Annotated in this window: 25 protein-coding genes and 2 pseudogenes; 8 read left to right on the top strand and 19 right to left on the bottom strand. The window is 66.1% G+C overall.

Features of this window, described 5'->3' with window-relative positions; translation table 11 throughout:
• Window positions 1-36: 36 nt before the first annotated feature.
• The 6 genes from MPARV_RS0103510 to MPARV_RS0103485 all read right to left on the bottom strand — a co-directional run bounded on the left by MPARV_RS0103510 (window position 37) and on the right by MPARV_RS0103485 (window position 9,662).
• Complete coding sequence (locus MPARV_RS0103510; protein ID WP_020377267.1) at window positions 37-1,734, bottom strand: hypothetical protein; 1,698 nt, start codon at window positions 1,732-1,734, stop codon at window positions 37-39.
• A 66-nt stretch (window positions 1,735-1,800) separates the two neighbouring features.
• Complete coding sequence (locus MPARV_RS0103505; protein WP_020377266.1) at window positions 1,801-5,346, bottom strand: NACHT and WD40 repeat domain-containing protein; 3,546 nt, start codon at window positions 5,344-5,346, stop codon at window positions 1,801-1,803.
• Window positions 5,346-5,873, bottom strand: coding sequence for a toll/interleukin-1 receptor domain-containing protein (locus MPARV_RS0103500; protein WP_100221255.1), 528 nt, complete (start codon window positions 5,871-5,873; stop codon window positions 5,346-5,348). The genes MPARV_RS0103505 and MPARV_RS0103500 overlap by 1 nt, the downstream gene beginning before the upstream one ends.
• Before the next feature lie 148 nt (window positions 5,874-6,021).
• On the bottom strand, window positions 6,022-7,059 hold the full coding sequence (locus tag MPARV_RS0103495) for an NAD-dependent epimerase/dehydratase family protein (protein WP_020377264.1): 1,038 nt from the start codon (window positions 7,057-7,059) through the stop codon (window positions 6,022-6,024).
• On the bottom strand, window positions 7,056-8,780 hold the full coding sequence (locus tag MPARV_RS0103490; protein WP_020377263.1) for a thiamine pyrophosphate-binding protein: 1,725 nt from the start codon (window positions 8,778-8,780) through the stop codon (window positions 7,056-7,058). The genes MPARV_RS0103495 and MPARV_RS0103490 overlap by 4 nt, the downstream gene beginning before the upstream one ends.
• Before the next feature lie 45 nt (window positions 8,781-8,825).
• Window positions 8,826-9,662 (bottom strand): SDR family NAD(P)-dependent oxidoreductase, encoded by an 837-nt coding sequence (locus MPARV_RS0103485; protein WP_020377262.1) that lies wholly within the window; start codon window positions 9,660-9,662, stop codon window positions 8,826-8,828.
• 279 nt (window positions 9,663-9,941) lie between these two features.
• Here MPARV_RS0103485 and MPARV_RS0103480 point away from each other — a divergent pair, with 279 nt between their 5' ends.
• A complete protein-coding gene (locus MPARV_RS0103480) occupies window positions 9,942-10,118 on the top strand; it encodes a SulP family inorganic anion transporter (protein WP_012227435.1) in 177 nt (58 codons plus the stop codon).
• Window positions 10,119-10,258: 140 nt separating this feature from the next.
• On the opposite strand, the pseudogene MPARV_RS0103475 reads toward MPARV_RS0103480, so the two are convergent.
• The 4 genes and pseudogenes from MPARV_RS0103475 to MPARV_RS0103460 form a co-directional block, all read right to left on the bottom strand.
• Window positions 10,259-10,957, bottom strand: a pseudogene (locus tag MPARV_RS0103475) (ArsR/SmtB family transcription factor); the annotation flags it as partial.
• Window positions 10,958-10,960: 3 nt separating this feature from the next.
• Window positions 10,961-11,395 (bottom strand): VOC family protein, encoded by a 435-nt coding sequence (locus MPARV_RS0103470; protein WP_012227439.1) that lies wholly within the window; start codon window positions 11,393-11,395, stop codon window positions 10,961-10,963.
• A gap of 189 nt (window positions 11,396-11,584) precedes the next feature.
• Entirely contained in the window at window positions 11,585-11,824 is a 240-nt protein-coding gene (locus MPARV_RS0103465; protein WP_020377259.1) for a hypothetical protein, read from the bottom strand.
• Window positions 11,825-11,902: 78 nt separating this feature from the next.
• Window positions 11,903-13,042 (bottom strand): hypothetical protein, encoded by a 1,140-nt coding sequence (locus tag MPARV_RS0103460; RefSeq protein ID WP_020377258.1) that lies wholly within the window; start codon window positions 13,040-13,042, stop codon window positions 11,903-11,905.
• A gap of 294 nt (window positions 13,043-13,336) precedes the next feature.
• On the opposite strand from MPARV_RS0103460, the pseudogene MPARV_RS25980 reads away from it, so the two are divergent.
• Window positions 13,337-13,411 (top strand): annotated as a pseudogene (locus MPARV_RS25980) (hypothetical protein); the annotation flags it as partial.
• A gap of 139 nt (window positions 13,412-13,550) precedes the next feature.
• Here the strand turns inward: MPARV_RS25980 and MPARV_RS25975 are convergent.
• Complete coding sequence (locus MPARV_RS25975; protein ID WP_420886229.1) at window positions 13,551-13,778, bottom strand: transposase; 228 nt, start codon at window positions 13,776-13,778, stop codon at window positions 13,551-13,553.
• Between MPARV_RS25975 and MPARV_RS25515 the strand changes: the two genes are divergently transcribed.
• Window positions 13,698-14,099, top strand: a complete 402-nt coding sequence (locus MPARV_RS25515; protein ID WP_020377256.1) for a hypothetical protein — start codon at window positions 13,698-13,700, stop codon at window positions 14,097-14,099. The genes MPARV_RS25975 and MPARV_RS25515 overlap by 81 nt on opposite strands.
• A 40-nt stretch (window positions 14,100-14,139) precedes the next feature.
• Here MPARV_RS25515 and MPARV_RS24525 read toward each other — a convergent pair whose 3' ends face one another.
• Entirely contained in the window at window positions 14,140-14,277 is a 138-nt protein-coding gene (locus tag MPARV_RS24525; RefSeq protein ID WP_020377255.1) for a hypothetical protein, read from the bottom strand.
• A 28-nt stretch (window positions 14,278-14,305) separates the two neighbouring features.
• A complete protein-coding gene (locus tag MPARV_RS24520) occupies window positions 14,306-14,452 on the bottom strand; it encodes a hypothetical protein (RefSeq protein ID WP_020377254.1) in 147 nt (48 codons plus the stop codon).
• A gap of 871 nt (window positions 14,453-15,323) precedes the next feature.
• Here MPARV_RS24520 and MPARV_RS0103435 point away from each other — a divergent pair.
• Entirely contained in the window at window positions 15,324-17,081 is a 1,758-nt protein-coding gene (locus MPARV_RS0103435) for an SEC-C domain-containing protein (protein WP_420886228.1), read from the top strand.
• A gap of 115 nt (window positions 17,082-17,196) precedes the next feature.
• On the opposite strand, the gene MPARV_RS0103430 is transcribed toward MPARV_RS0103435, so the two are convergent.
• Window positions 17,197-18,438, bottom strand: a complete 1,242-nt coding sequence (locus tag MPARV_RS0103430; RefSeq protein ID WP_031277164.1) for an ATP-binding protein — start codon at window positions 18,436-18,438, stop codon at window positions 17,197-17,199.
• Between the two features lie 124 nt (window positions 18,439-18,562).
• Entirely contained in the window at window positions 18,563-18,742 is a 180-nt protein-coding gene (locus tag MPARV_RS0103425) for a PIN domain-containing protein (protein WP_020377251.1), read from the bottom strand.
• Window positions 18,743-18,911: 169 nt separating this feature from the next.
• Here MPARV_RS0103425 and MPARV_RS0103415 point away from each other — a divergent pair, with 169 nt between their 5' ends.
• Window positions 18,912-19,316 carry a hypothetical protein gene (locus MPARV_RS0103415; RefSeq protein WP_238538810.1) on the top strand — a complete coding sequence of 135 codons (405 nt, stop codon included), beginning with the start codon at window positions 18,912-18,914 and terminating at the stop codon, window positions 19,314-19,316.
• A 72-nt stretch (window positions 19,317-19,388) separates the two neighbouring features.
• Here the strand turns inward: MPARV_RS0103415 and MPARV_RS24515 are convergent, their stop codons facing one another.
• Window positions 19,389-19,553 carry a hypothetical protein gene (locus MPARV_RS24515; RefSeq protein ID WP_012225758.1) on the bottom strand — a complete coding sequence of 55 codons (165 nt, stop codon included), beginning with the start codon at window positions 19,551-19,553 and terminating at the stop codon, window positions 19,389-19,391.
• A gap of 142 nt (window positions 19,554-19,695) precedes the next feature.
• Between MPARV_RS24515 and MPARV_RS0103405 the strand changes: the two genes are divergently transcribed.
• A complete protein-coding gene (locus tag MPARV_RS0103405) occupies window positions 19,696-19,926 on the top strand; it encodes a hypothetical protein (RefSeq protein ID WP_012225765.1) in 231 nt (76 codons plus the stop codon).
• On the opposite strand, the gene MPARV_RS24270 is transcribed toward MPARV_RS0103405, so the two are convergent.
• Window positions 19,923-20,114 (bottom strand): hypothetical protein, encoded by a 192-nt coding sequence (locus tag MPARV_RS24270; RefSeq protein WP_012225767.1) that lies wholly within the window; start codon window positions 20,112-20,114, stop codon window positions 19,923-19,925. The two genes, MPARV_RS0103405 and MPARV_RS24270, sit on opposite strands and share 4 nt — an antisense overlap.
• 23 nt (window positions 20,115-20,137) lie before the next feature.
• On the opposite strand from MPARV_RS24270, the gene MPARV_RS0103395 reads away from it, so the two are divergent.
• Together MPARV_RS0103395 and MPARV_RS24510 are read left to right on the top strand one after the other, a co-directional pair.
• Window positions 20,138-20,704 carry a MarR family transcriptional regulator gene (locus MPARV_RS0103395; protein ID WP_012225769.1) on the top strand — a complete coding sequence of 189 codons (567 nt, stop codon included), beginning with the start codon at window positions 20,138-20,140 and terminating at the stop codon, window positions 20,702-20,704.
• A gap of 160 nt (window positions 20,705-20,864) precedes the next feature.
• On the top strand, window positions 20,865-21,176 hold the full coding sequence (locus MPARV_RS24510) for a hypothetical protein (protein ID WP_157789439.1): 312 nt from the start codon (window positions 20,865-20,867) through the stop codon (window positions 21,174-21,176).
• 36 nt (window positions 21,177-21,212) lie between these two features.
• Here the strand turns inward: MPARV_RS24510 and MPARV_RS0103385 are convergent, their stop codons facing one another.
• Window positions 21,213-24,725, bottom strand: a complete 3,513-nt coding sequence (locus MPARV_RS0103385; RefSeq protein WP_020377245.1) for a type I restriction endonuclease — start codon at window positions 24,723-24,725, stop codon at window positions 21,213-21,215.
• Window positions 24,722-25,879 carry a restriction endonuclease subunit S gene (locus MPARV_RS0103380; protein WP_157789438.1) on the bottom strand — a complete coding sequence of 386 codons (1,158 nt, stop codon included), beginning with the start codon at window positions 25,877-25,879 and terminating at the stop codon, window positions 24,722-24,724. The genes MPARV_RS0103385 and MPARV_RS0103380 overlap by 4 nt, the downstream gene beginning before the upstream one ends.
• Window positions 25,880-25,886: the final 7 nt, after the last annotated feature.

Here is a 25,886-nt window from a genome sequence, read left to right as displayed (position 1 = left end):
AGTCCCGCTGGCGCCAACGGTCGGGAAACCGGCCGATCATGGCACCCGGTAGTGGACGTCCCCGTTGGGTTCGATGCCGACCAACTCGAGGGTTCCGGCATCGTCCGGGTTCAGGAGCCCCGCCCACGGCGTGCCTGCAACGGCCGGCGTCACCACCACATCGGTGACGCCGAGACGCTTCAGTTCGGCCATTGCGGCCGGGCTTGGCAGATCCTTCAACGCGTTCGACCTGATGATGAACGACTGAGGGAAGGTGCCCGAGTAGCCGTTGAGTATCGGCCGGTGGTGTGCGGTCGATCGGAACACCGCGGAGATCTCGTGTTGGGGGATGAAGTCGATGCCGTCGTCGGCGATGTTCAGCGGCAGGTAGGCCACGGTGCCCGAGCCCTCGGCGAGTTGATGGTCCAGTGGGGTGACCGAAGCGGTGGGCAGATCGGACAGGTCAGGCCAGCCCTCGACGATGGGTATCAGCAGCAACGCCCCGGCGAGGGCGACGCGGGCGCCCATGCCGGCGCCGCGGCGCCGCACCAACGCATCGTCGAGCCACATGACGGCACCGGCGCACAGTACGGCCAGCCCCAACAACGCCAGCGTCCAGTAGCGGCCCGCCCCTCTGATGGCATCGAACCCCGGCAACTCGAAGAGCAGCCGCATCGGGGTGAACCGTCGCCATCCCGTGTCGCTCAGCCCGAAGCCCAGCACGGCGCCGAGCAGCACCAGGGCCAGGCCCAGGCTGCGTTGCGTGCGGCCCGTACGCCGCCATCCGAACCACCCGGCGGCGGCACCCAGCAGCGGGGCGAGCCCGGCAAACATCGGCAACAGCAGGCGGTCGGCGGGTGTCTTTGGTCCCAACCAGCGCCGCCACACCAGCACCCGGCTGTCCACCTGGCCCACCTGAGCCGACAGCGCGGCCACGGCAGCCAGCCCGTAGCTCGCCACCTCGCCCGAGTTCAGCACCCGCAGGTGCGCCAATGCGATGGGTACACATGGAATCGCACCCACGGCCAGGGAGCCCACCACGGCGCCAAACCGTCGCCACGACAGGTTTCGGTGGCGCACCGCCAACACCACCACCACGGTGAGGGCAAGAAACCCGGCCTGGTACACCGACGTTCCAATCGACACCAGCGCCGCCGATGCCAGTGCGAGGCACCCAAGAATGTCGGGCCGTTCGCCGTCGTCCTGGTCGAGCAGGCGCCAGATCCCCACCACCGCCAACGGCAGGCCCATGCGCCAGGTCATGTGCACGTGCAGCATGAAGAACGACGGCAGCGGGCCAAACGCGTACACCACACCCATCACCGCGCCCGCCAAATGTGAGCGTCGCAGCGTCCACCCGGCCCACCAGGCGGCGGCGAAGTTGGCGACCACGCCGATCAGCAACGCGGCGTTCACCACCGTGGTGGGGGAGCCACCCAACCAGCGCACCGGAAGGGTCACCAGCGCCGGTGCGATGCGGGTGTCGGAGTAGGCCAGCGTGTCGGGGGTGGGGGCAAAGATGTTGGCGTCAAACAACTTGTCGTCCGAAGTGACGGCGTGCTGCACCCAGTCCAGGTTCCACGCCTCGAACACCGGGTCGCCGGGGTCCAGCAGGGTGCCGCCGCCCCGAAGTATCAAGGGCCCCCAGACGACCAAGGTCAACAGCAGGCCACCAACGACCACCACCAGTGGCATGGGCACCCGCTGCCACGGAGCGCGTCCGTCCGGCTCGGCGTGCGCCTCTGGTGCGGTCATTCGACGCCGGGAGCCGAGAGCAAAGTCACCCGGTTAGTCAAGCGCCTCGGCAGATGCAGCGCACACTCAGGGTGTGTCGGCGAACGGGTGGGACCCAAAAGCATCCGGTGCCACAGCCTCGATCGGCAATCGAACCGGACCGTCGGGAGCCATCACGAGGGCACTGAGGTATCGCCAGGCGCCGGGTGTAGCCGCCAGTAAGTCCCCCCGAGCCGAAACCGTAGCTCGTTCAGGCACTGGTAGGGGCACGATTGGCGTGGTGAGCGTGCCGGTGGCGGCGTCGAAGACCCGCGCGGTCCCATCGATACCGGCGGTGGCGATCCGGGTGCCGTCGGGGCTGTAGGCCACCCCGCTCACCGAGCCGTTGTGGCCGGTGCACACGGTGAGTTCCTCGCCGGTGGCGGCGTCGAAGACCCGCGCGGTCCCATCGAGACCGGCGGTGGCGATCCGGGTGCCGTCGGGGCTGTAGGCCACCCCGCTCACCGAGCCGTTGTGGCCGGTGCACACGGTGAGTTCCTCGCCGGTGGCGGCGTCGAAGACCCGCGCGGTCCCATCGTCACCGGCGGTGGCGATCCGGGTGCCGTCGGGGCTGTAGGCCACCCCGCTCACCGAGCCGTTGTGGCCGCCCGGCAAGAGCCGGGCGAGAGGATTGATGCGTTGGGGCTGGGGCCAGTTGGGGGCGGGGGGGCGGGTGGCACCAATGTTGTCGGCGCCCAGAATGTCGCCGGCGGTCTCGCCGGTGCCGTCGGGCCAGATGCATCCGGTGATTCGACACCGAACCACCTTGCCTCGGGTCGTGGTGGCCGAGGAGAGGTCCATGTCGTTCAGCCGGCTCTCACGCATGAGCGCTGCCGGGAGCGAGGCGTCCTGCAGGTCGATCGTGCTCAGCGAGCAACCAAGGAACTCGGTCCGGTCCAGTCGGGCGGAGCGCATCGAGACCCGGTCCATCCGCACCCGGGAGAACACCGTGTCACGCAGATCCGTCTGGTCGAACGTGCAGCCCGAGAGGTTCAGCATTGCTCCGGTGGTGGGGCCCGCGACGTGTAAGTGTCGGAGCGAGGCACCGGTCAGGTTGAACCCGGTGAGGGTCCGGCCGGGGGCCTGCCGATCGTTGGCCGCCAGGCAATAACGAAACGCCAGCTCCGATGCCAGCGGGCGGGGGACCCGTGCCAGTTCGTCCAGTGTGGCCTGGAGTGCCGCCACGTCGCGGGCGGCATCGGGGTCGCTGCCCAGGCCAAGCGCCAGATCGACCAGAAACACGAGTGTTTCGGGCGAAGGGTTGGGGATGGCCCACGCCTCGTGGCGGCCTTCGACCAGGGCTCGCATCAGGTACCGGGCCAGGAAAAACTCCAGCAGCGAGGTGTGGGCAAACTCGAAACGATCCACGCCGGGCCGCACCACGAAGGTGGACGTGCGCAGGTCCTCGGCGAGCAATTCAAGTGCCGCCCGGTCGCCCCCGTAGAAGCGTTGCATTTCGGGTAGCGACTCGAGACGCTCGAACAGCCAGTTGTCGAGTGCAGCGTGGTCGATGCCCCTGCCTCCGCGACGCCAGAGGTGCGCCGCCAGGTCTTCCATCAGCAGCCGCTTGTCGGCTGAACGAATCAGATGATGGTTCTCGCCCCGCTCCAACCATTGGGTGACAAAGCCGTTATACAGCGTGGCGAGGCTGACCGGACGTTTCTCCTGGCGGGCCTGCCGCAATGCCGGCAACTGATCAGAGATGAGGCGCAGGTTGTAGGGCCGCTCGGCCAACTCCATCAGGTTGTGCACCATGGACAGCAACTCCATGGCTTGTCGAACCGAATCGGGGGTGTCCACCTCCCGTTCGATCTCGGTGAAGTGTTGCTGGAGGTAGTCGCGAATCTGAGCATCGTTGAACGGCAACAGATAGATGGCGCGGTACAGGTTCTTGACGGGTTCCTTGTCCTCACCGCCGAAGAACGAGCGTTCACGGTCGATCGTCGGGAAATAGTGGGTGCGACACGTCATCAACAGTCGGCCCGTGTGCTGACCGTCGTCCTCGATCATGGCGGGAGGCAGCGCCCGCCACAGTTCGCGTAGGAAGTCTCGGCCCTTGGCGGGGCTGAGATGCACCAGCACCTCGTCGAGGCCATCGAAGATCAGCAGCGCCCCTTGGTTGCGAACATGGTCCAGCACCACCCGGGCGTTCACGCTTTCACTATCGGCCACCTGCCAGGCATTTCGTAGCACGCTGTCGATCACCTCATTCAAGCGTGGAGCGCTTCGCAGTCCCGCCTCAACTGTGCGAAGGTCCAGATAGATGGACAGTGGTGGCGCCTCGTCCTGTGGCTCCTCGGTCCAGTCATGCCAGGCGTCGTTCAAATCGTTGTTCAGCACCATGGCGGTGGTGGTCTTGCCGGTGCCCAGGTCGCCAAGCATCACCCCATATGGCGCACCGTCCGGGTCGTTGGCCCATTGCCGCAGGTTGGTGACGGCGTCGAACGCCTCCGAGCGGTCAGAGCGCTGGGTGGCCAGTTGCTGCGAGCTGGACGTGCCCTCGGTGAGGTCGTAGCGGGCGGCGTCACCGTGGACGAAGATCTGCTCGGTCGGCAGCCTGCGGGCTAAAAGCCTCCCCTGGTGTTCGTGCTGCTTGGAGGGGTTGCACGGTTCGGTCATATCGCCGGTACTGAGAGATTCGAGGGTCTCGTCGCCGTGACGAGCAGTGCGGACGCCCCCCAGCAACAGCGCCACTACGGCGTCCGCCAACTCATCGGCGGCACGTGGCAGCGAATCTCTGCGGTTGGGCCAGGGCTTGCCTCCCCGAAAGACCATGGGTCGGTTGGTGGCAGATCCAAGCCTCCCGACGAGGTGCCCGTTCTTGATGTGGTCGGTTAGCGGTTCAATGCACACCGGCGCCGTACACGTGGTTGCCGGCCAGGGTGGGCCCTCGGCCAACCGCTTCAGCTCGGCATGGGTCAACAGCGGAATCACGATCGTCGCTTGGTTTCTGCGCCTCTTCCGGTGGGCCTCGGTTTGGCCCGCAACCAGGTTGCAGGTGGAGTAGCGCACAGCCAGGTTGGCGGCGGCGAGGTTGAGGTTCGTTTGGGTTCGCTGGTCGAGCAGCGTCTCCATCGCTTCAGCCATTTCCGACTCCTCCTCGCCGTGCTCAAGGTGCACCCACAGCGTGGTGGCGCCCAATTGCCGGGCGGTCCGCTCGTGGTCCGCCTGGTCGACGGCGTCCAACGTGACCGGGGAGGTCTCCAACGTGCGGCTGGCCAAGGTCGATACCCGGGCAACCTCGGCGCTGCCGGCCGGCATGCCCTCGGCCCACCAACCCCGACGTCCGGCGTCACCGGTGCGCTGGGTGTCGGTCTGTACCCGTATCGGCACTCCCGCCCGTTCGGCCTCACCGTTCAGCGCGTAGCGGAAGTCGCGAAACCTGTTGACCGCCTGCGGATGGTCGGGGAACAGCCTGTCCAGCGCAGCGCTCAGTAGAAACTCGGTGTCTGCCCCCTGTGTGGTGGCCAGCACGTCGGCCAGTTGGGTGCACCGGCCGCGCAGCGTGTGGCGGCCGCTCATGGTGGCCGACAGTTGATGCAGCAGAGGTACCGCCTGAGTGGCGGTCAGGCGTGGCCAGTCGTCGGTGGCCATCAGCCCAGCAGGCCGTTCTCGTCGAATCGGGTGGTCATGTCCTGCACCAGTTGATTGCAGAAGCGCTTCAGGTTCATCCCGCCGCATTCGCTGAACCACTGTCGCTGGGGCTTGCCCTTCTGTCTTAGCCGGTGGATCTGGTGTTGTTCCAGACCCTTCAGGTTGGCCGTCTGGAGGTTCACCGTTTCCAGCCCGACCGGCAGGATGATGGCGTCGTCGCGGTTGAGGAAGTGGGGCAGTTCCTCGGTGCCGATGTAGTCGCTGACCAAGAACGCAGGTGACACGAGGAACAGGCCGAAGTCGCTCTCGTCCATTGCCCGGTCGATCTCCTCCTGCCACCGGTGACCGGTGGCAAGGTGGCGTCGAGCGAACCATGCATCCACTCGGAAGCCGGCTGCCGAGTCCAGGCGGGGGCGAAGCAGGTCAAGAAAGCGGTCGACGAGTGCGATGTCGAACTCCGCGTAGCTGACGAAGCCCTTCAAGAGGGGAGAGTGTGGCTCTTCTGGCGTGGGATCGGGTTCGATCATCTGGCCATCGTAAGGATCCCGACCGGTATCGTCAACCGCTTTGAACAACGAATACAACGATCACGCAACGAACCTGACCAGATATGCACTCGCATCGACGAGAGAACGCCGGTCGAGCTCCGTCGGCGGGCCGGCGCCGCGGTGGCGGTCATTCCTCCAGGTCGTCGAGGTGGCCGTTGGCTCGGAGCCACTCCTCGGTGTGGGCCATGCCTTGGGCCAGGCTCACCTGCGGCGCCCAGCCCAGCAGCTCGTGGGCCTTGGCGTTGGACACGGGCCGTGACTTGTTGAGCATCTCCATGACGCCCCGGCCCAACTCGGTGGGTTTGCCCGCAAGCTGGAGGCTGCGCCTGGCGGCCTCGGCGATGGCGATCGCAGTACGGGTGGAGTAGCTGCGGGGTGGGCCGTCCAGCCCCAGCATGCGGTAGAAGTGCCCGAAGTATTCGGCGGTGCTGACCGGCTCCTCGCCGCCCAGATGGATGATGTGCCCGGCGGCCGCCTCGGTGGTGGCTGCGGCCAGGATGCCGTCGACCAGGTCGTCGACGTAGATGGCGGTGAACAGCCCCTCGCCGTGGTTCGGCAGCAGGAATCGGCCGGATCGAATGGCGGCCAGCGGCTCGAGCACCCAGGGCCGACAGCCCGGCCCGTAGACGTCGGCCGGGCGGATGATCGTGGCGGCCAGTTCGCCCGCGGCATGGGCGGCCAGCACCGCGTGCTCCCCCGCGATCTTGGTGTCGGTGTAGGGGTTGCCGGTGGGCATCAGCGGCCAGTGCTCGTCCAGGGGCGCATCAGGGTGAAACCGCTCGACCGCCTCGGTCTGGATCTGGGCGAATCGGCCCACGCCCATGGTGGACAGGTGCACGAACCGGCCGACCCCGGCGTCGGCCGCCGCCTCGATCACCCGGCGCGTGCCCACCACGTTCACCCCCCACGCCACGGCGGGGTTGACGTTGTTGGTCATCACCGCCGCGGTGTGGATCAGCACGTCGCACCCGTCCAGCAACCCCTGCCACGCCGCCGGATCGCAAATGTCGCCCGCCACGACACCCCGCTCCACTTCGGCAACGGTGTCCAGGCCCATCACCTCGGCACCCAGGCCCCGGCAGCGTTCGGCCAGTTTACGGCCCACAAAGCCGTTGGCGCCGGTGATGAACACCGAGCGTCCAGCGAGGGAGGGGAGCTCGCTCACAGCGTTCGGCTGTACTGGAACTGCTCGTAGCCGATGGCGTTGGTGTTCAGCTCGCCGTCGACCCGCACGTGGATCACCGCCGGTTTCCCCGACGCCACGGCGGCCTCCAGCGCTGGGACGAACCCGTCCATCGCGGTGACGTATTCGCCGTGGGCGCCCATCGCTTCGGCCATCAGGTCGTAACGCACGTCGGGTGAGATGTCGGTGCCCTGGTGGCGGGCCTCGTCGATGCCCTTGAACCGGTGGGCCGCCCGCTCCATGCCCCAGCCGCTGTCCACCGACACGATCGAGATCACCGGAAGCCCGGCCCGCACCGCGGTCTCGATCTCCATCGGGTTGAACCCGAAGGCGCCGTCGCCGCTGAGCAGGTAGACGGTTCGGTCGGGGGCGGCCAACTGGGCGCCGATGGCGAACGGCAGGCCCGTTCCCAGGTAGCCCATCTTCACCGAGTACAGGAACGAGTCGGGCCCGAAGATGGGGTTGAGCGCCACCGCCCAGAGGGTGGTGTTGCCGCCGTCGACCACGCAGATGGCGTCGCGGTCGAAGAACTCCCGAGCCGCCATCACCATCTGCCCCGGGTTGACGCCGTCGGTGCCTTCCGCCATCACAAACGGCACTGCGTTGTTCACGGTCTCGGCGTTCAAGGCGGCGTACTTCTCGGCATCGACCAGCGCAGCACGCCGTTCGCAGCGGACCTGCACCGCCTCGCCCAGCGCCGCCAGCGCGGCCTTGGCGTCGGCCACGATGGCTTCGTCCACCGGCCGGTTAAGGCCCATCGACATCGGGTCGCAGTCGATCTGAATGGTGTGCTGGGCGGCGGGGTCGCCCCAGGCCGGCGGCATGCCCCAGCCGTCGTACTCGCCCAGGCGGGCGCCCACCACCAGCACCACGTCGGCGTCGCTGCGCACGGCGCTGGTGGTGGCCATATCGAAGATGTGGAAGTAGTGGGGGTGATCCTCGGGCACCACCCCGCGGGCGCCCAGGCTGGTGCTCATACCGGCGGCCAGGTGGTCGCCGAGCGCCACGAACTCGTCGGCCGCCTTGGCCCAGGCGACGCCTTTGCCCGCATACAGGAAGGGGTGCTCGGCGTTGGCCAGCGCCTCCGCCGCCCGCTCGATGGCGGTCGGATCGCCTGAGCCCAGGTCGATCACCCGGTTCTGGACGGCCGGGGTGACGCGCAGGTCCGAGATGTCGATCTCCTGGGCCAGCAGTTCGTCGGGGATGGCCAGAAACGCCGGCCCGGGGCGGCCGGTGGTGGCCGCGCGGAACGCCGCCCGAATCAGCTCGGGCACCCGATCGGCCCGGGCGATCAGCGCCGAATACTTGGTGATCGGCCTGGCCATGTCCACCAGGTCGGTGGCCTGCCAGGCGCCGCCCCGCTCGGGCTGGGTGGTGGCGCTGCGCCGGGTGCAGGCGATGGCCACCACCGGGTGCCCCTCGCCGTGGGCGCTGGTAAGGCCCGCCAGCATGTTGGCTCCGCCCGGCCCCGGGTTGCCGATCACCACGGTGGGCCGGTGTCCGATGCGGGCATGGGCCTCGGCGATGTGGGTGGCCGCCTCCTCGTGGTGGGTGTTGAGGTAGTCGATCCCGTAGTCGCCCAACTGCGACACGAGCGGAATGTGGGCGCCGTCGACGATGCCGCACATAAACGTCACCCCCTCGGCCTGGAGACACTTCGCCATCAGCTCGCCCACGGTCATCGTTGTTCGCTCATCGGCCATGGAAGAAGGATGAACCATGCAGGGCGGAAGGGCCAGGGGCGATCGTCACAGGTCGTTCCGCCCGGCACTTTTTACGGCCCTGGCGACGATGCGGTCGGCCACGGCGGTGGTGACCCGCTCGGGCAACATCCGGGTCATCAGCGCGGCTCGGCGCGCCTTGGCGCCGGGGATCACGGTGAACCGGCCCCGGGCCAGGCCGTCGAGCATCTCCCGGCACGCCTCGTCGATGGGTAGCGTGCCCGCCACGTCCTTCAGCGCGCGGGTGGCCGGGTGCATGGTGGCGTCGTACTGGCGAACCATCGGGGTCATGATCTCCGGCGGGCAGATCACCGACACGCCGATGCCCTCGGGCGCGTACTCCAGGCGTAGCACCCGGGCCAGGCCGATCACGCCGGCCTTGGAGGCGGCGTATCCGGCGTAGGTGTAGCCGCCGGTGATGCCGGCCAGGGAGGCGATCAGCCCCAGCCGGGAGCCCGTGCCCATGTGGGGCAGCACTGCGGCGGCAAAGTTGCGGCTGCCGAACAGGTTGACCGCCACGGTGCGCTCGAAATCCTCCCGTTTCGCCTCGGCGAAGCGGTCGTTGATGCTCACCCCTGCGCTGTTGATCGCCAGTCGGGGCGCGCCGATGGCGGCCACGGCCTCGGCGACCGCCGCCGCCAGCGCGTCGGCGTCGCACACGTCCACCTCGGCGGTGCGCACCTGTTGGTCGACGTCGCTCCGTGCCCTCTCGATCTCGCCGCGCACCTCGGCCGGGATACTGCGGTCGAACACCGCCACCGAGGCGCCCCGGGCAGCCAGCAACCCCGCCAGGTGACGGCCGATGCCGCTTCCCCCGCCGGTGACGTAGAAGGTTCCCCAGTCGGCCGTCCGTGTCCTGCCCATGCGCCCCCCGACCCTGCGGGTCCGTTCTGTCGTGTCTATCGCACCGCCCACCCCTGAGTGTTCGACAACAGCCGAGCCGGGCGGCTGGGCTACGTGGCGGTCCCCGTTCGCCTCGTTTCAACCCGCCTGGGTGGGGTGCCACCGGTGAAGCGCCCACTGCCCACCGTCGAGTGGCTGCCCAGGTATCGGCGATCGCCGCCGTTGCCGCCAGCGCAGTGGTGACGACGGGGATGCCGGGCGGACGACAAGACCCCACAGCTGGTTGGTGCGGTGACCTTGATGGCGGGAGTGCTGTTTCTCGTGCTGGCGGTGCTCAAGATGGGATGGATCTCGCGGTTCCTCTCCAAGGCGGTCATCACCGGCTTCCTGCTCGGCGCTGCGATCGAGGTCGTCGTCGGTGAGCTTCCAAAAACGACGGGCACGGAGGTTGGACTTCGAGGCCGTCAACTCCATTGACTCCCCAGGTGTCGGAGAACTCGACCGCTTGGCGGGTGTTGACGGCGACCTGGGGGTCACGGTTCACTTCGCCCGCATGAAGCCTGACGCGCGAGCGGTGCTTGCGGCCCGACACACCCGGTGACCCGAGCGACGCTCCGTTAGGGCGAGCCCTCGGGTGGGCGATCCCCCAGGTACATCAGCGAGCCGGGGGTTGTGAGCAGTTCGCCCGTTTCGAGCCAGGTCTTCAGCCCGGACAGGATCATCGGCCAGCCGCCGAACAGCTGGTCGTTGGCGCCCTCTCGCAGTTGGTCGTGGGTGACGGTCAAGCGGCACGAGTCGCCGACGGGTTCGATCTCCCAGGTGACCCGGCTGGTCCCCTCGGCGATCACCTCGGGCCCCCACAGGGCCCGCATCGATTGCACCAGCTTGCGGGGTGGCTCCACCTCCAGGTTCTCGCCCTCGCCGAGCGGGTCCGAGCCGTTCGGGTGCGACATGGTGAACGAGGAGCCGGGCGTCCAGTCCGACCTCACGGCGGCCCCGAAGTTGTACTTCGCCCTGATGTCCGGGTCGGTGATCGCCTCCCACAGCCGCTCGGGCGTGGTCCGAATGTAGATCTCGAAAACCTTTTCCATGGTGTGCTCCAGTTCTTCCTTGAGGTCGACGAGGCCGGTGGTCCAGCCTTCGGTGAATTTGGACACCCAGCGGTCGTGGACCAGCCGGATGGGAACCGGGTTGAGGTAGTGCAACTTCTCGCGACCCCGTCGCTTGGTGACGACCAGCCCTGCCTCTTCCAGCAGACGCAGGTGCTTGGCCACCCCGACGCGGGACATGTCGAAGCGCTCGACCAAGGCGTTCAGCGGCTACTGCACGCAGAACTCGTTGCCCTCGGGGTCGGCCATCGTCACGTGATGACCCCCGGGCTCGTCGATCTCGTACAGGACCTCGGCACCGAGTTGGCGGAGCCGTTCCACCTCGTCGTCGCGGCGCTCGGCGCCGACGTTGAGGTCGAGGTGCAGCCGGTTCTTGTCGGTCTTGGCCGCGGGGTTGCGCTGAAACAGCAGGCGTGGCCCGGTCCCGCCGGGGTCGCCGACGCCGACCAGATCGTTCCAGTAGAGACGTCCGTCGTCCTCGTGGATAATGTCCCGAGTGGCCAGCCCGGCCTCGATCACCCGGTTGATCAGGTCGGTGGTGTTCTCCACCTCGTAGTGCAGCGCCTCGGCCCAGAAGCGGGCCTGGGCGAGCGGGTCGGTCGCATCGATGACGATCTGGATCGGAGTAGCGGCGTCGGTGCTCATGCAACCGGTTTACCGGGCACCGCCGGGCCAGTGCAACGGATTGGTGTACCCCCTGGAGCAGCGACCGAGCGCCGATATCGGGATCACTCCGAGACGTTTAGCGCCTCGGGCCCGGCCAGGTCGGTGGCTTTCCCCGGACCCACGATCCGTGTATCGGCCCGATGTCGTTGTCGATCATTCCGTTGATCGTCACCGTGATCCCCCGGCCCTCCCAACCGTGATCCCGGTCTCGGCACGCCACGTGAGGTAGGGGTTGAACTGCAACTGCGCCATGGGGAATGACGCTTTGATCGCGTGGTGTTCGCCGCGCACCAGCAGGTAGCTGGCGACGCCCACACCTCTGGTCGCGCCGGTCAGCGTGCCAACCGCCAACACGACGCCGTTGCGGGTGGAGGTTGCCAACAGCGAATACCCCGCGCTGATCGCCACAACCAACGCAAACCAGATGACCTACCAGGTCAGGATGATGCGTTCCCCGGCGTGCGACGCCGGGTCGCTTGTCGGAAGTCAGCGCACCGGTGGCGGCCAGGGCGGTGGTTGTCCCTCGACCCACGACCCGTGGACCGGCCCGATGTCGTCGTTCACCATGCCGAGGATCGTGACGACGACTCCATCGACCTCACCCGGTGCCGCTGACCATTCGGCCGCCCCTCGGGTCAGGCCGCGGAACACCGCTGCAGCCTCATCCCATCTCGCCTTGGTCGCCGGGCCGGCCCGCACGCAGACGTCCTCAACCAGCGATGCCCGCATCAGCAACTCGCCGTCGTTGAGCATTTCGGTTGACGCCTTGGAGACCTCTGTGCCGTTGACTTCCAGGCTCGACGATGAGTGCTTGCGAACCGGCACCACCCAGTAGTGGTCACCCTGTCCGAGCCACGCCTTGGTCGGCACCGGGTCGCCGTTGTGAGAGGCCACCCGCCGAAGGCCGTGAACCAATGGTCCGGGGTGACGTGTCGTCGCGACGGCCACCCCGTCGCTCAGCAGCCCCCAACCCCAGCGAATCCGTCGCCGAAGCTGAACGAGCAGCGCCACGGCGCCGATGGTCATGAACACCCCGATGATCAGGCGAGGCATCCCCTCGCCGCTCGTGGCGGCTCCAATCGCCGCGGCGGTCAACCAGAACGCCGCCACAAAGCCGATCACCAGGTTGGATGCAACGACCGCACGCCTGTTGCGGCGGGCCTTCGGATGGTGCAGGAGGCTCAACTGCAACGCCATCAACGAGTCGAGTTCTCCCGGTGTCAGGCCGTACTGCGCGGCTGACGACACCATCACTGCGCTCCCGTCCGCCCACGGGAGTGCGGCGACGTTGGGGCCTTCGCCCTCAAAGCGGTACACGGTTGGAGGCGCGATCCCGAGGGCGTTCGCATACTTCTCGGCGCGGCCGGTGAGCTCAGCGTCGTACTGCGATGGTGCTTTGGGGAACGCCGCCTTGATTGCGTGATGCTCGCCACGCACCAGCAGGTAGACGGCCGAACACGCTCCAACCAGCGCGCCGGCAACCAGACCGATCACCATCACGGTGACGCCACCTCCGACGGTGGCCAAGAGCGAGTAGCCGGCGCCGATCGCCACGACCACGACGAACCACACGATTATCCAGTTCCGGATGATGCGGGCCCCGGCGCCGCTGAGCTCCTCATGCATCGACCCATTCTGGTCGGCCGGGCCAACGGGGGTGATCCAGGCTCCGCCGAGGCAGCGGCGTTGCCGCAGTGTTTTGGCTGTCGATTGTGTCCGAACCCGGGTTGAGCTTGGGCTCATCGCAAGCCTCGCCACGGGGGTGCCGGTCAGCTCAGACCAGGTCGATCGGGCCCTGTCCGACCTGGGACATGCAGGGCTGATCCGGTTGCCGGTCAACGACCTCGCCCGACGTCGGTTGCTCGGTTTTCCCGTCGGGATGGCCGTTGGCCTCGACGCACCCAGTCCGACGGGCCGAACGGGGTGGCGGTCGGCGCCGACGGCACCGTCTACGTCGCCGACTCTGGCAACAGTCGCATTCGAAAGATCACCTGAACCCGGCGACTGGCCCCACCGCTCATCATGCGCGGGGACGGTTGACAACAGTTGTTGGGCGAATCAACGTGCCCGCCCTGAGCAGAAACAGTGACCCGTCGATGGCGATCTCCGACATGTCGAGCCCGATGATCCGGTCCTACGCGACCACCGCGTTCGCTGCAACCTTTTTGAACACCCCGGCATCGACCCACAGGCTGTAGCGCTCTCTGACGGTGGAATCGGAGACCTTCCCGCCACAGATCCTTTCGGCGTCTACCCAGGAGCAGCCGGTGGTCAAACGGACGTGCACAACGTCGAAACAGGTGCGGTCATCGATCCGTGGTCGGTGACCTCCTTTGGGATGATTGTCGACGTGTCGGGGGATGAACTGCTCGATAGATGCCCAGGCAGCATCATGACTTCGGGGTGGAACGCGCGCATAATGGTGGCCTCCACCGTTTTCGGGTGTTTGGTTGCACCTGCCATAAAAGCACAGGACAAACCCCGACCGGTGGACCCTTCGCCTCAGGTCCCAGCCGCCTTCACCAGCCAGCTGGACGACCCGCCGTTCGCTTCGAACGTACGTTCCCTCTTTCTACCCGCGCGGCCTCTTATTGCAGAAGGCCTCGATTCGGGTGCGGCCCGACCGTTGACAGGTGACGTGCTGGCCGAGATCCGAGCCAAGTCGTTTGAATCCGACGAGTGATTGCCAACCTGGGAGACGAGCCGAGGCGGTCGGTGGGCCGCTACGCCTCGGTGAGTTCCGTGGTCGTGGGAAGCGACACGTTCAGTGAGGACACGTCGATCTCGCCAACCAGTTCGGGCTTGGCAGAGGCACCCGTCGAGGCCACCACCTGCAACGTGAGCGACGACTTGGCCTCCATGTGCTGGGCGATGATCTGGACGCTCCGATCATGCCGCTCCGAGGGTCACCCGGTCGTAGGCGGGTTTGGCCACCGTTTCGATCTCGACCTCATCGGTCGTGGCGCCCTGGTCACACGTCGGGGCCGAGGCGATGGTCGTCGTCGAGGCCGCCCCGTCGTCCGCCGACGCTGCCATGTCGACGTTCCCCGGTTCACACTCATCTCAGCCTCGTCGTTCACGCCGCAAAGCACAGTAGCCACCGGCGCGGTGGCAAACTGGTGCCATGGTCATGAGCGACAAGGATGCTGGTGCGGCACTCGCAGAGGTGATCGGTGGTGGCGTCGTCCCCCGCTCCGAACTTCGCGATCGGCTGGCCGAGGCTGGGTACCGAATCAGCGCGAACGACGTCGATCGCCGCATCCAGATGGACCCTCGGTTCCTCGAGTTGGGGGACGGCATCGGATACATCCCCGGATTGACGGATGGCGTGGCGTTCAGCGTGTGGATCGACCCGGCGACGGCCGCTGAGGGCTACATCCTGATGAAGCCGGAACTGGACGCGATCGGGTGGTGGATCGTCGAATGCGCAGTCGATGTGTTCGACGAGTCAGGCGAGCGGATCGGTGACATCCAGAGCGACGGCTGGATGATCGACGACGTCGACACCGACGTGGTGGTGGGCCCCGACGGATGGCTTGATGCGTTCTCCGACTCGTGGGTGGCGTTCCGGGTCCGTCAGGGCAAGCTCGTGATCGAGCAACTCGTCGGCCCACCCGAAGTCGATCCCGATCGCGCCGCCGCAGCGCGGACGGCGTTTTACGCCGTCGCCGATCACCAGCAGTACCAGCCCCACGGTAGCGACGAGGTGGTTGACGTGATGCGGAGCCAGGTGTCGACCGTGCTCCACGAGGCCATTCGTGCCGATCATTCGCTGATGGCGGGCGAGCCGCTGCCATCGTCGACCGATCTTCTCGCCGCTGCGGGTCTGCGGGTCGAGCGGCGCTCGGTCGTGCCCGCCGATCTGGATCCCGAGGTGCTCGCCGACGCGGACAGGGAACGCCAATCGATGTTCCGATGGGGCGTCGACGCCGACGACGCGCTGGGAGCACAGATTCTGCTGGGCGCCATCGGACTTTATGCCGTGGAGAGCCCGATGGCGTTCGGGGCAACTCCCGACGAGCAGGAGACGTCTCCGGTGATGTTCGAGGCCCTGCTCGAACGAAAGTCGATCGCCACGGTCGTCGCGTACGAATGCTCCGAAACCGAGGGATGCGAAGCCGCCAGGGGCTTGGCGGCGACGGTCGCGGCGCTCTTCGAGGACGACCCGACCAGCTGGGCCATGCGGTGGCTGGTGGCCCACTGCGATCTCGTCCTCGGCGATATCGATTCCGCGGCAGTGGTGCTCGATGACCTGCCCGGCAGCACCGGCTACCTCCCGGTACTGATCGACCGCGCCCGGCTCGCCATCGCTCGCAGCCAGGCCAAGGAGGCACAGAAGCTCCTGCGGGAAGCCGAACGGTTGGTCGAAGACCTCCCCAAGCTCACCCTGCTGCCGCACACCTACCGCAAGGTCATCGACGACCTTCAGGACGAGATCGAGGTCTGGGCGGACAACACTCCGCCGCCGATGGCTCGCCGCAACGAGCGCTGTCCATGCGGGTCGGGCCGCAAGTACAAGGTGTGTCACCTCGGGCGCGAGCTGCACCCGATCGAAGATCGCTCACTTTGGCTGTATCACAAGATGGTTCGATTTGCGCGTGAGCAGGCGGACGACGAGATCGATTCGCTCGCTGGGATTCTGACCGATGTCATGGGCGAACCCTCACTCTGGGCCGAGATGATCAAGGCGCCGTTGATCTCCGACGTCGTGCTCCACGAAGAGGAGTTCGAGCAGGGCTTCCTTGACGGACGACTATCGACTCTCCCCGACGACGAGGTGCTTCTCGCTCAGCAGTGGATGCTGGTCGACCGCACAGTGTTCGAGGTCGAATCGACCAGTCCGGGCTCTATCGAGCTTCGCGATCTTGGCACCGGCGAGATGATCGAGGTCGTCAACGTGGACGATAACCCGATGTCGAGGCCCGGTAGCCTCCTGATCGGTCGCCCTCTGCCGGTCGGGGACATCTACCGTGCATTCTCGGGGTTTATGGCGCTCCGACCAGATCTCGTGCAGGCTGCGTTGTCGGTACTTGACGACAAGGACCCCGACGCACTGATGGAGTTGCTCGGTTCGATGCACCGTGCGCCGGAAATCCGTAACACCGATGGCCATGAGATGGAGCCGACCGAAGTCACCTGGTCGCTGCCCGACGGCGCCGACGTGGCTGAGGCTTTGGGTCGGGCAGGTCTCACCGACGATGGAGACAGCTGGACGTTGGTGCGGGACACCGCCAACCAATCGAATGCGCTCGTCGCGTCGATCCAGCTGGACGGCGACACGATGTTGGGCAGCACCAACTCGGTCGAGCGGGCCGGGGAACTCCTGGAGTTGATCGCCGAGCACGTTCCGGATGCGGTCCACCTCAGTACCAAGCTGAGCGCCTTGGACGAGTTCGACGAGAACGATCCGCCCGAGCTGCCCAATCAGGCCGAGATGCTCGCCAACCCCGAGATCCGGGCGGCGATTGAGGCCCACATGGCGACCTACGAAACGGAATGGCTGGATTCCACTATTCCGGCGCTGGGTGGCCGCACGCCCCGGGAAGCTGCCGCCGACCCGATCGCTCGCGAGGACCTCATACGGCTTCTGGCCTCGTTCCCCGAGGTGGACGATGGCGCCGTCGGCATGAGTCCCGCCCGCCTGCGAGCAGCGCTTGGTCTCTGACCGAGCAAGCTCCACAAACTGACTAGCCGAAGCTCCACAAACTGACGAGCGCGTCACGAGCCGAAGCCGATACGCGGGTTCAAGTAGCAAGGGCGCCTTGACCTCGGTCAGCAGCTCAGGCCCAAAGCGAGCTGATCGGCTGGGCGGTGAGTCCAGCCCCAAACGACAGCACCTCGTCGCCGGTGTACAAGACCACGCCGTGATGGAAGCGCTGGGGCACTCGGCTTTGAAGGTGCTTGAGACCGCGGAAGTCTTCGGACCGAACCGACCTAGCGGACTTGACCTCAATGCCAACGATGCGTCGGTCCGGGGCTTCCAGAACACCGTCGACCTCATCCCCGTCACGGGTGCGATAGTGACCAAGCCATGGCCGGGTTAACGACCAGGAAATCTGCTTGGCAAGCTCCGATAGCACCAGGTTCTCCAATACAGGACCGGCCAGCGCCTCATCCCGTTGCAGACGGCCGAGCCCCAGCCCGGCCAAGTGCGACCCAATACCGGTGTCGACGAACAGCGTCTTCGGCGTCCGCGATGCCCGCTTGGTGGCGGTTGCCGACCATGCGGGCAACCGCTTAATCAGGAAGACCTCCTCGAACAGTGAGAGATAGCGGCGGGTCGTGGATTCGGGAAGTTGGAGCGCAGAGCTCACTCGGGCAATCACCATCGGCTGAGCCATCGAGTCTGCTACGAGCCTCAAGAGCCGATGGAGATCAGAGCGGCGTTGAATGTCAGCCAACTGGGTGACGTCCCGGTCGAGGAGATCGTTGACGTAGGACTCGAAGAATCGCTCTCGACGGCGGCCCTGCCGACGGACGGCTTCGGGAAAGCCTCCCCGGACGGACCGCTCCAAGTAGTCGGTGCGCTCCAACACTTCCGGGCTCCGCCAGTCCGGCGAAACGTCAAAGACGCGGTCTACCCATTCGTCGGGCGATCCATCCAACTCGCCTTGGGAGAATGGCCACAGCTCCACGGTCTCGGTGCGTCCCACCAGCGCGTCGGGAACGTTGCGTAACCCGAGCAACCGGGCAGAGCCCGTCAGGATGTATTGGCCCGGACGCGGGTCTTCATCGACCCGAGCCTTGATGGGAAGCAGCAGCTCAGGAGCTCGTTGGATCTCGTCCACCACCAGCAGGCCGTCATGCTCAACGAAGGCGACCGGGTCTGCAGCCGCCGCCTGGAGTTCGTTGGGACGGTCCAGGCGACGCTCTCGCACGTTGGAGATGTCTCGTGATACCTCGTGGACCAACGTGCTCTTGCCGGCCTGGCGTGCCCCGATCACGACGACCACGCGCGTGTCGCCCAGCGCCTCGGTCACCAAAGGGGCGGCTCGTCGGTCGAGGTAAGAAGGCAGATTCATCAGGCACCTAGGGTGTTTCAACCGTTGACGTGGTGGATCTGCCACTGTACCCGTGGTGGATCTGCCATCCTGTTCGTGGTGGATCTGCCATCCTCGGCATGAAGCTTCCGCAGGGGCAGTGAGCTCATCGCAGAACGACTCGAACCAGGTACCGGATCGGTGAACCCTGGGTCGATGGGGAGGTTGCGAATCGTCGGCTGTCGCCGAGCAACTGGCGCGCCCGCTCATGGTGTTCGTGATCGGCGATGGTGGCGGCGATCAGCACGTTGGCGTCGAGGAGTAGCGCGTCAGCCGTCGAGGGCATCCGCTACATCTTCGGAACTCACGGGGTAGCCGAGTTGGACCACGCCCAAGCCGGTCACAGCGTCGCGCTCCACCAGTGGCACGGGCCGAAGCGATTTGCGGAGCGCCTCGTTGACGAGCGAACTCAGCGACACGCGGCGGCGTCGCCGCGCGTAGGCCTGGGCTTCGGCATGAAGCTCGGGATCGAGATCGACGGTTGTTCGCATCAGGATGTGGCGAGCGCACGCAAGCACGGTGTCGCTGAACACGACATGATCCACGCCTATCGAAACCACTGGCGCACCTTTGAGACCGATGATGTGGAGGCCATGACAAAGTCACGAGAAGATCAAGCGGCGGCGTTGGAAGCGTGGGCGGACTCGGTCGAGTTTGAAGATCTCCAGGAGGTCGATACCGCTTCGCTGCGGGCCATCGCCGAGGTCGTCGACCGGCGCGATGCTGTAGATAAGGAACTCTGGGCGGTCGTGCGGAATGCAAGGTTGGACGGCCGGAGCTGGTCGGAGATCGCAACCATGCTCGGAGTGAGCAAGCGGGCCGCACAACAGAAATACGGGCCGATGCCAGCGGCATCGTAGGTACACGCAGCGTCAGGCGTAGACCGACGTGGTACCCGGGGCCGCTGGCGGCGCCCGGAAGTGAGGAGCTCGTCAGGCGATGTCGGGAGTGCCGGGCCAGCGTTGGGCGATGTACTTCTGCTTCTCGACCTCGTCGAGGGCCTTGGTGCCGTTCAGGCCGCGCACGTAGAGCTCGGTGCCCTTCTCGTTGGGGCCGCCGGGCTCTGCTTGATTACTGGCCCTTAGCGCCGGAGCCACCAGCCCGGCCCGCTGAGCGCATCTTGGTCATCGGTCCAGCCCGGGATGGACAGCTACTGGAAATCGTCTACCTCACGACCGATACTGGCTACCGGGTGATTCACTCGATGAAGCTCCGCCCGAGCACACTGCGAGGTCCCTCATGAGCTCCACAAAGACCGCACCCAAACCGACGCCGTCGAACCCGCTCTATCCCTATGGCGACATGCTCGCCGACTCGGATGGTCGGCTCTATGACCCGAACGGCCAGGCAGTCATCATCGATGGTCGCCATGCCACGACCCACGCGCTGGAAGCGGAGGCTGACGCGTACGAGCAAGGCATCTTCCGTCGTCCTCCGAGCGGGGCAGGTAGCGTCGAAGCGGCTTCCTAAGCGTCGTCGGGCGTGCCGGGCCGGCGTTGGGCGATGTACTTCTGCTTCTCGACCACGTCGAGGGCCTTGGTGCCGTTGAGGCCCCGAACGTAGAACCCGGTGACCTTCTCCTTGGTACGCCGGGGCTCTGCTTGATGAGTGAACCCGGTCGGGTCGCCGCTACCCACATTACGGGTTGATCTACCCATAATGCGGGTGTATGTTGCGCCGCATGGCGATGCCGAGTTCTGCCCTGCTACCGCTGTTCAGGTCAGCACAACAGATGCGGCTACTCGCTGAAATTTTTCACGGCGTGCCGGCAACCGGCGCGGAACTGGCACGGCGACTCGGCATTCCGCAGTCGACCGTGGCCCGCGAACTCGCCAGGCTGGAAGGGTCAGGACTCATCCGAACCGAGATCGTCGGTACCGGCCAGGTCGCCGTGCCGGCCGATGACCTGCCATTCGCCCCGGCCCTGCGACAGCTGCTGGCGTATGTAGGAGGCATCGTTCCCGTGCTGATCGCCGAGTACGACGGCCGTCCCGAGATCGACGAGGTCTTCATTTTTGGATCATGGGCCGATCGCGTCAACGGCATCTCCGGCCCTCCGCCAAACGACATCGACATAGCGATCGTCGCCGACTCCCTCACTCGCTTCGATCTCGCCGAGGAACGGCTGCGGCTCGAAGCGAGCACCGGTGCAAAGATCGACCAGTTCGTCGTCGAACCCGACAACGAACGACTTGCCGAACTGCGCCAGCACTCGATCCCGGTGCTGAGGCGCCAACATGCGAGGTGACCGGCCGGTTCCACTCGCCGCGATCGAACGCGATCAGATGCATCAATTGGTGGCTCGGAGTGCTGAGAACCGATCAGCCGCCCGTCGAACCCTGCTAGAAGCACGCTCGTTCCAGACGCTTGCGGAGCTCGGCCTCGAAACGGGACTGTCGTTGCCGGCCGTGTCGAACTTCCACGAAGCCGCCCGACTCTCGGTCACGGCGATCGCCACCCTCAACGGATACCGATTTCGCAACGCTCCTGGCGCCCACGAGGCAGTCGTCGACTACGCACTCGCCATCGGGATCGTGGACACGAAGGGCCACGCACAACTCGATCAATTGCGGCAGCTGCGCCACGACATCAACTACCCGGCCGACCTTGTCGAGCCCTCACGCAGAGAGCTTGACGTGATCGCAAGCCTCGTGACAAGCGTGATTGGGTCCGCCTCTGAGAAGCTGCCGGCTCCCCGAATACCACCCCCTCCCGACTAACCCAGGCGATGAGCGCAACTCGCCTCGACCCTCACATCAGGAGGCTTCAGGGGTGCCGGGCCAGCGTTGGGCGATGTACTTCTGCTTCTCCACCACGTCGAGGGCTTTGGTGCCGTTGAGTCCTCGCACGTAGAACTCGGTGACCTTCTCTTTGGGGCCACCGGGCTTCTGCTTGATCACGGTGGCGTCGACGGGGAACCCCGAGGGGTCCACCTGCACCCGGCAGATGTCGTGGCCATCCACGTGGTGCATCTGCGCCCGCACGTTGGTGACCGCAGCGTCGCCCATCGACGTCGAGATGATGTTGGACAGGTGCTGCTGAAACCAGTCCCGCTGGTCCTGGCCTTGTTTGGAATGGTTGGCGTAGTCGCTGTCCAGCCCGTGGACGGTGCCGTCGTCGGATACGCCGATCAGCAGGGTGCCGCCCTCGTGACCGTTCATGAACGCGGCGATCGTCTTCAGCGAGGCGCCCTCAAGCGGCTTGAACGTCCCGCCCGAGTCCTGATGGGTGCGCAGCGTGGCCTTGTATTCCAGGCTCGCCGACTCCCGGTCGGGTCCCAGTAGCTCGGTCACGTCGCAGTGCTCCTGGTGCGCAACCTTCGCCTTCCCCTGGATGAACGGCAGGTACGCCTTCAGCACCTCGCCCTGCAGCTCGGTGTTGTCGATGTAGGCCAGCGCCATGTCCTCGGAGGTGCCCAGCTGGTCGAGCACGCCCGACTGGAACTCTTTGGCCAGGATCAGCCCGAAGTTCTCGGGGCTGTTGGCTGACGCCTGCTGTTGGATGTCGCTGCGCTCGATCAGCTTCTCGGCGACCGTGTCGTAGAACACCCGATCCTTGGGGTCCCAGCTGGTGCCGAAGCGCTCGTTCAGCATGGCGATGATGTTGGACAGCGGCTCGGGTTCGGGCTCGTGCATCTTGCCGGTGCCACCGAAGATCGACACCACCTCGCCGACGGTGCCGTCCAGGGTGACCGACCCCTCGAAGGTCTGCTCCAGCTTCAGGTGGGTCAGCTCCACGTCGGGGTGCACCGCCACCGAGCCGTCGGCCTTCACGAACGCAGCGAGGGCCTTGCAGTACAGATAGTCGCGTTCCAGCTTGATGTCGGTGAACGCCACCACCTGCGACAGAAACGCGTAGGTGCGCACGAAGCGGCCCAGGTCGTCGCGGAACCGCTCCTGTTCGTCCTCCTCGAGGTCGTAGAGAAACCGGTCGATCGCCGGCGCCAGCGCTGCGTGGACCCGCTGGGTCACCGTGGCGCCCTTGGCCAGCAGCAGGTCGACGGTCCGTTCGATCTCTTCTGGCCACAGCACCCCAAACTCGTCCAGCGCATGGCGGGTGTCGTAGAGCAGGTTGGGGTCGGTCGGCGGCGCCACCGTCTCGCCGTACCAGGGCTCGAACGCCGCCCGGATGTCGTCGGCGTCGTTGCGAAAGTCCAGCACGAACGTGCCGTCCTTGCGGATCCCGTCGCGGTCGTAGGTGCGGTTGAGACGCGACAGCGTCTGCACGGCGGCCAGGCCGTTCAGCGGCTTGTCGACGTACATCGCATACAGCTTCGGCTGGTCGAACCCGGTCTGGTACTTCTCGGCCACCACCAGGATCTGCCACTCGCCGCCGTCGAACTCGGCGGGGGTCTGGCTGTCGGGGAAGCCGTTCATCGACGACTCGGTCTCGGTGCCACCGTCCAGATCCAACGTGCCCGAGAACGCCACCAGCACCCCGACGTCGGTGTAGCCCTTGTCGTTCACGTACTTGCGCAGCGCCAGCACATAACGGGCGGCGTGCTCCCGCGACGACGTCACCACCATCGCCTTGGCCATGCCCCCGATGCGATGGGCGACGTTCTCCCGGAAGTGCTCGACGATCACCTCGGCCTTCTGGGCCAGCGTGTGCTCGTGCAACGCCACAAACTTGGCGATCGCCGCGCGGGCTTTGCCCGGGTCGAAGTCGGGGTCGTCCGGCGTGGTGTTCTCGATGTTCCAGTAGGTCTTGTAGGTGACGTAGCTGGCCAGCACGTCGAGGATGAACCCCTCCTCGATCGCCTGACGCATCGAGTACAGGTGAAACGGCACGTGCCGCCCAGTGCCGCGATCCAATCGGCCGAACAGCTCCAGCGTGCGGGCCTTCGGTGTGGCGGTGAACGCAAAGAACGACAGGTTGGGCTGCTTGCCCCGGGCGGCCACGGCAGCGGCAAGCGCATCCTCGGCCGGGTCGGTCAGCTCGTCCGGCGCCGCGGCGCCGTCCGCCGAACCCAGCACCTCTTTCAGCTTGGTGGCCGACTCGCCGGTCTGGCTGCTGTGGGCCTCGTCCACGATCACCGCATACGTGCGGTCGGGGAGCGAGTCGATCTTCTCGGTGACGTAGGGGAACTTCTGCAGCGTCGTGATGATGATGCGGGCCTGCTGGCCGGTCAGCGCCTCGGCCAGCTGGGTGGAGTCCTCGTCGATGCGCTGCACCACGCCGTGCACGTGCTCAAACTGGTGAACGGTGTCCTGCAGCTGCTTGTCGAGCACCCGCCGGTCGGTGATCACCACCACCTTGTCGAACACCTTCTCGTCGGCGTCGTTGTGCAGCGACGACAGCCGGTGCGCCAGCCAGGCGATCGTGTTGCTCTTGCCCGACCCGGCCGAGTGCTGAACAAGGTAGTCGTCACCGGCGCCGTTGCTGCGGGCGGCGGCCGTCATGGCCAGCACCGCATCCCACTGATGGAAGCGGGGGAAGATCGTCAGCTGCGCCTGCTTCTTCGAGCCCTTTGGTGTGGGCTCCACGTGGACGAAGCGGTTCAGCAGGTCCAGCCACGCGTCGCGCTGCCACACCCGTTCCCACAGGTAGGCGGTGCGGTGCCCGTCCGGGTTGGGCGGATTGCCCGCACCCAGGTCGTGGCCCCGGTTGAACGGAAGGAACCGGGTCGCCTTGCCCGCCAGGCGCGTGGTCATCGCCGCCTGCTCGGTGTCGACGGCAAAGTGCACCACCGCCCGCTTCAGCAGCGTGTTCTTGGGATCCCGATCGGTGCGGTACTGCTCGACGGCCTGCGCCACGGTCTGCCCGGTCAGATGGTTCTTCAACTCCGCGGTCGCCACCGGCACCCCATTGACGAACAGGCAGAGGTCCAGCGTCTTGGTGGAGCCGGCCTCGTAGGGGAGCTGCCGGGTGACGGTCAGCCGGTTCTTGCCGTAGCGCTCGATCAGCTCCGGCGACAGACCCGATGCCGGCCGGAAGAACGCCAGCTTGATCGTCTGGCCCAGGTCGACCACGCCGTGACGCAGCACATCCACGGTGCCTCGCTTGTCTTGCTCCTGAGCCACCCGGTCGGCGAGGCCCTTCTGGGCTTTGGTGATGTCGCCGCCGTAGAGCGTGACCAACTTGTCCCATTCAGGTCGCTGGGTGGCATCGATGAACTGGAACAACTCGAACGTGTCCAGCGCTCGGACCACATCGAAGTCCTGCTGCGGTTCCTTCGGATTGCCGATCTTCACGGCGTCGTAGCCGCCCGACCCCACCAGCCAGTCGCAGATGAACTGCTCAAACGCTGCCTCGTCCACGTTGCTCATGCCGCCACTCCCGGGATCTCCAGCTCGCCGGTCACGGCAGCGGTGATCAACGCCTGCCGCCGCTCAGCAAGCAGGTCGATTTGCTTGGTCAACCGTTCAACCATGCCTTCGACCTTTGCGCGTGATTGATCCAGGTGTCGCACGATCTCCCGCTGTTCGGCGAGTGGGGGCCATGGGAAGCGATGCTCGCGCAGTTTCTCTCCGGTCAGGTGAACGATGGTTGCTTGATTTCCTTCGACTGCGAAGACGTTCATGTTCGCTGCTGCCCAGAGGCAGTACATCGTGTACCTGGGCTCGGCCTCACTGACCGGTCGGACCCGGTGAATCGCCTTCTGGAAGAAGACGTCTTTCGGGGCTCCAGGCCAGACGGCCGCACGGCCCACCTCTCCGCCTTCGCATACCAGAAGGTCTCCCTCATCCAGGTTGCAGCGGACCCGATCGCTCGCATCGAACGTCATGGTCGGAAGGTCGGTGAGATCGAACCGGTCCCATTGGACATTGGTATTCTTCACGTACGGATACTGCTCTGGGCCAGATGCCACAGAGGCGCTGAGCATCTTGCCCAACTGCGTCGTGTGGTTTGCGCCAAGCCACGGGCTACCCCAGTGGCTCGGAATAGTGTCCAGCCACGGGATCTGCGTGTGCTTGCGTGGCGTAGAACCGGCCGTGAGGCTGCCGCTCACTGCGGCGAAGACCTGAGCGTCGACCTGTTCGCCGAGGAGGTCAATCATGCGGCGCTTCTTGGTGATGAGGGCGTCGATACGGGCGGTCTCGGCGTCGAGGTAGTCGGCAATCGCTCGCTGTACCTCAGGTGGCGGCAGAGCGAGATCAATCTCCCGAAACTGATCCCAGCTGATATCGAACTGCGAGGGAGGCATGAACTTTCCTCGTCGTTCGTATTCGCTGATGTAGAGCCTCGTTCGAAGAAGGTGGTGTGCGAAGCGTGGATGGATGCGGTCGCTGAGTTCAGCGATGAAGTATGCGGGGCTAATGATCCCGTGGAAGCCCGAGACGCCAAGTGCGCCGTGCGGCTTGCCAAGCTGGTTCATCACAAGGTCGCCAGGCCTGACTTCTTGGTATGCGGACAGGTCCGTTGACGGCGCCGCGCGTCCGTCTCCCGTTCGTCGCATCACCACACCTTCCGGGAGGTTCACCGAGAGC

Origin of the sequence: Candidatus Microthrix parvicella Bio17-1, from assembly GCF_000299415.1 — a bacterium.
Lineage (GTDB): Bacteria > Actinomycetota > Acidimicrobiia > Acidimicrobiales > Microtrichaceae > Microthrix > Microthrix parvicella.
This window is presented reverse-complemented; position numbering and strand designations above follow the sequence as displayed.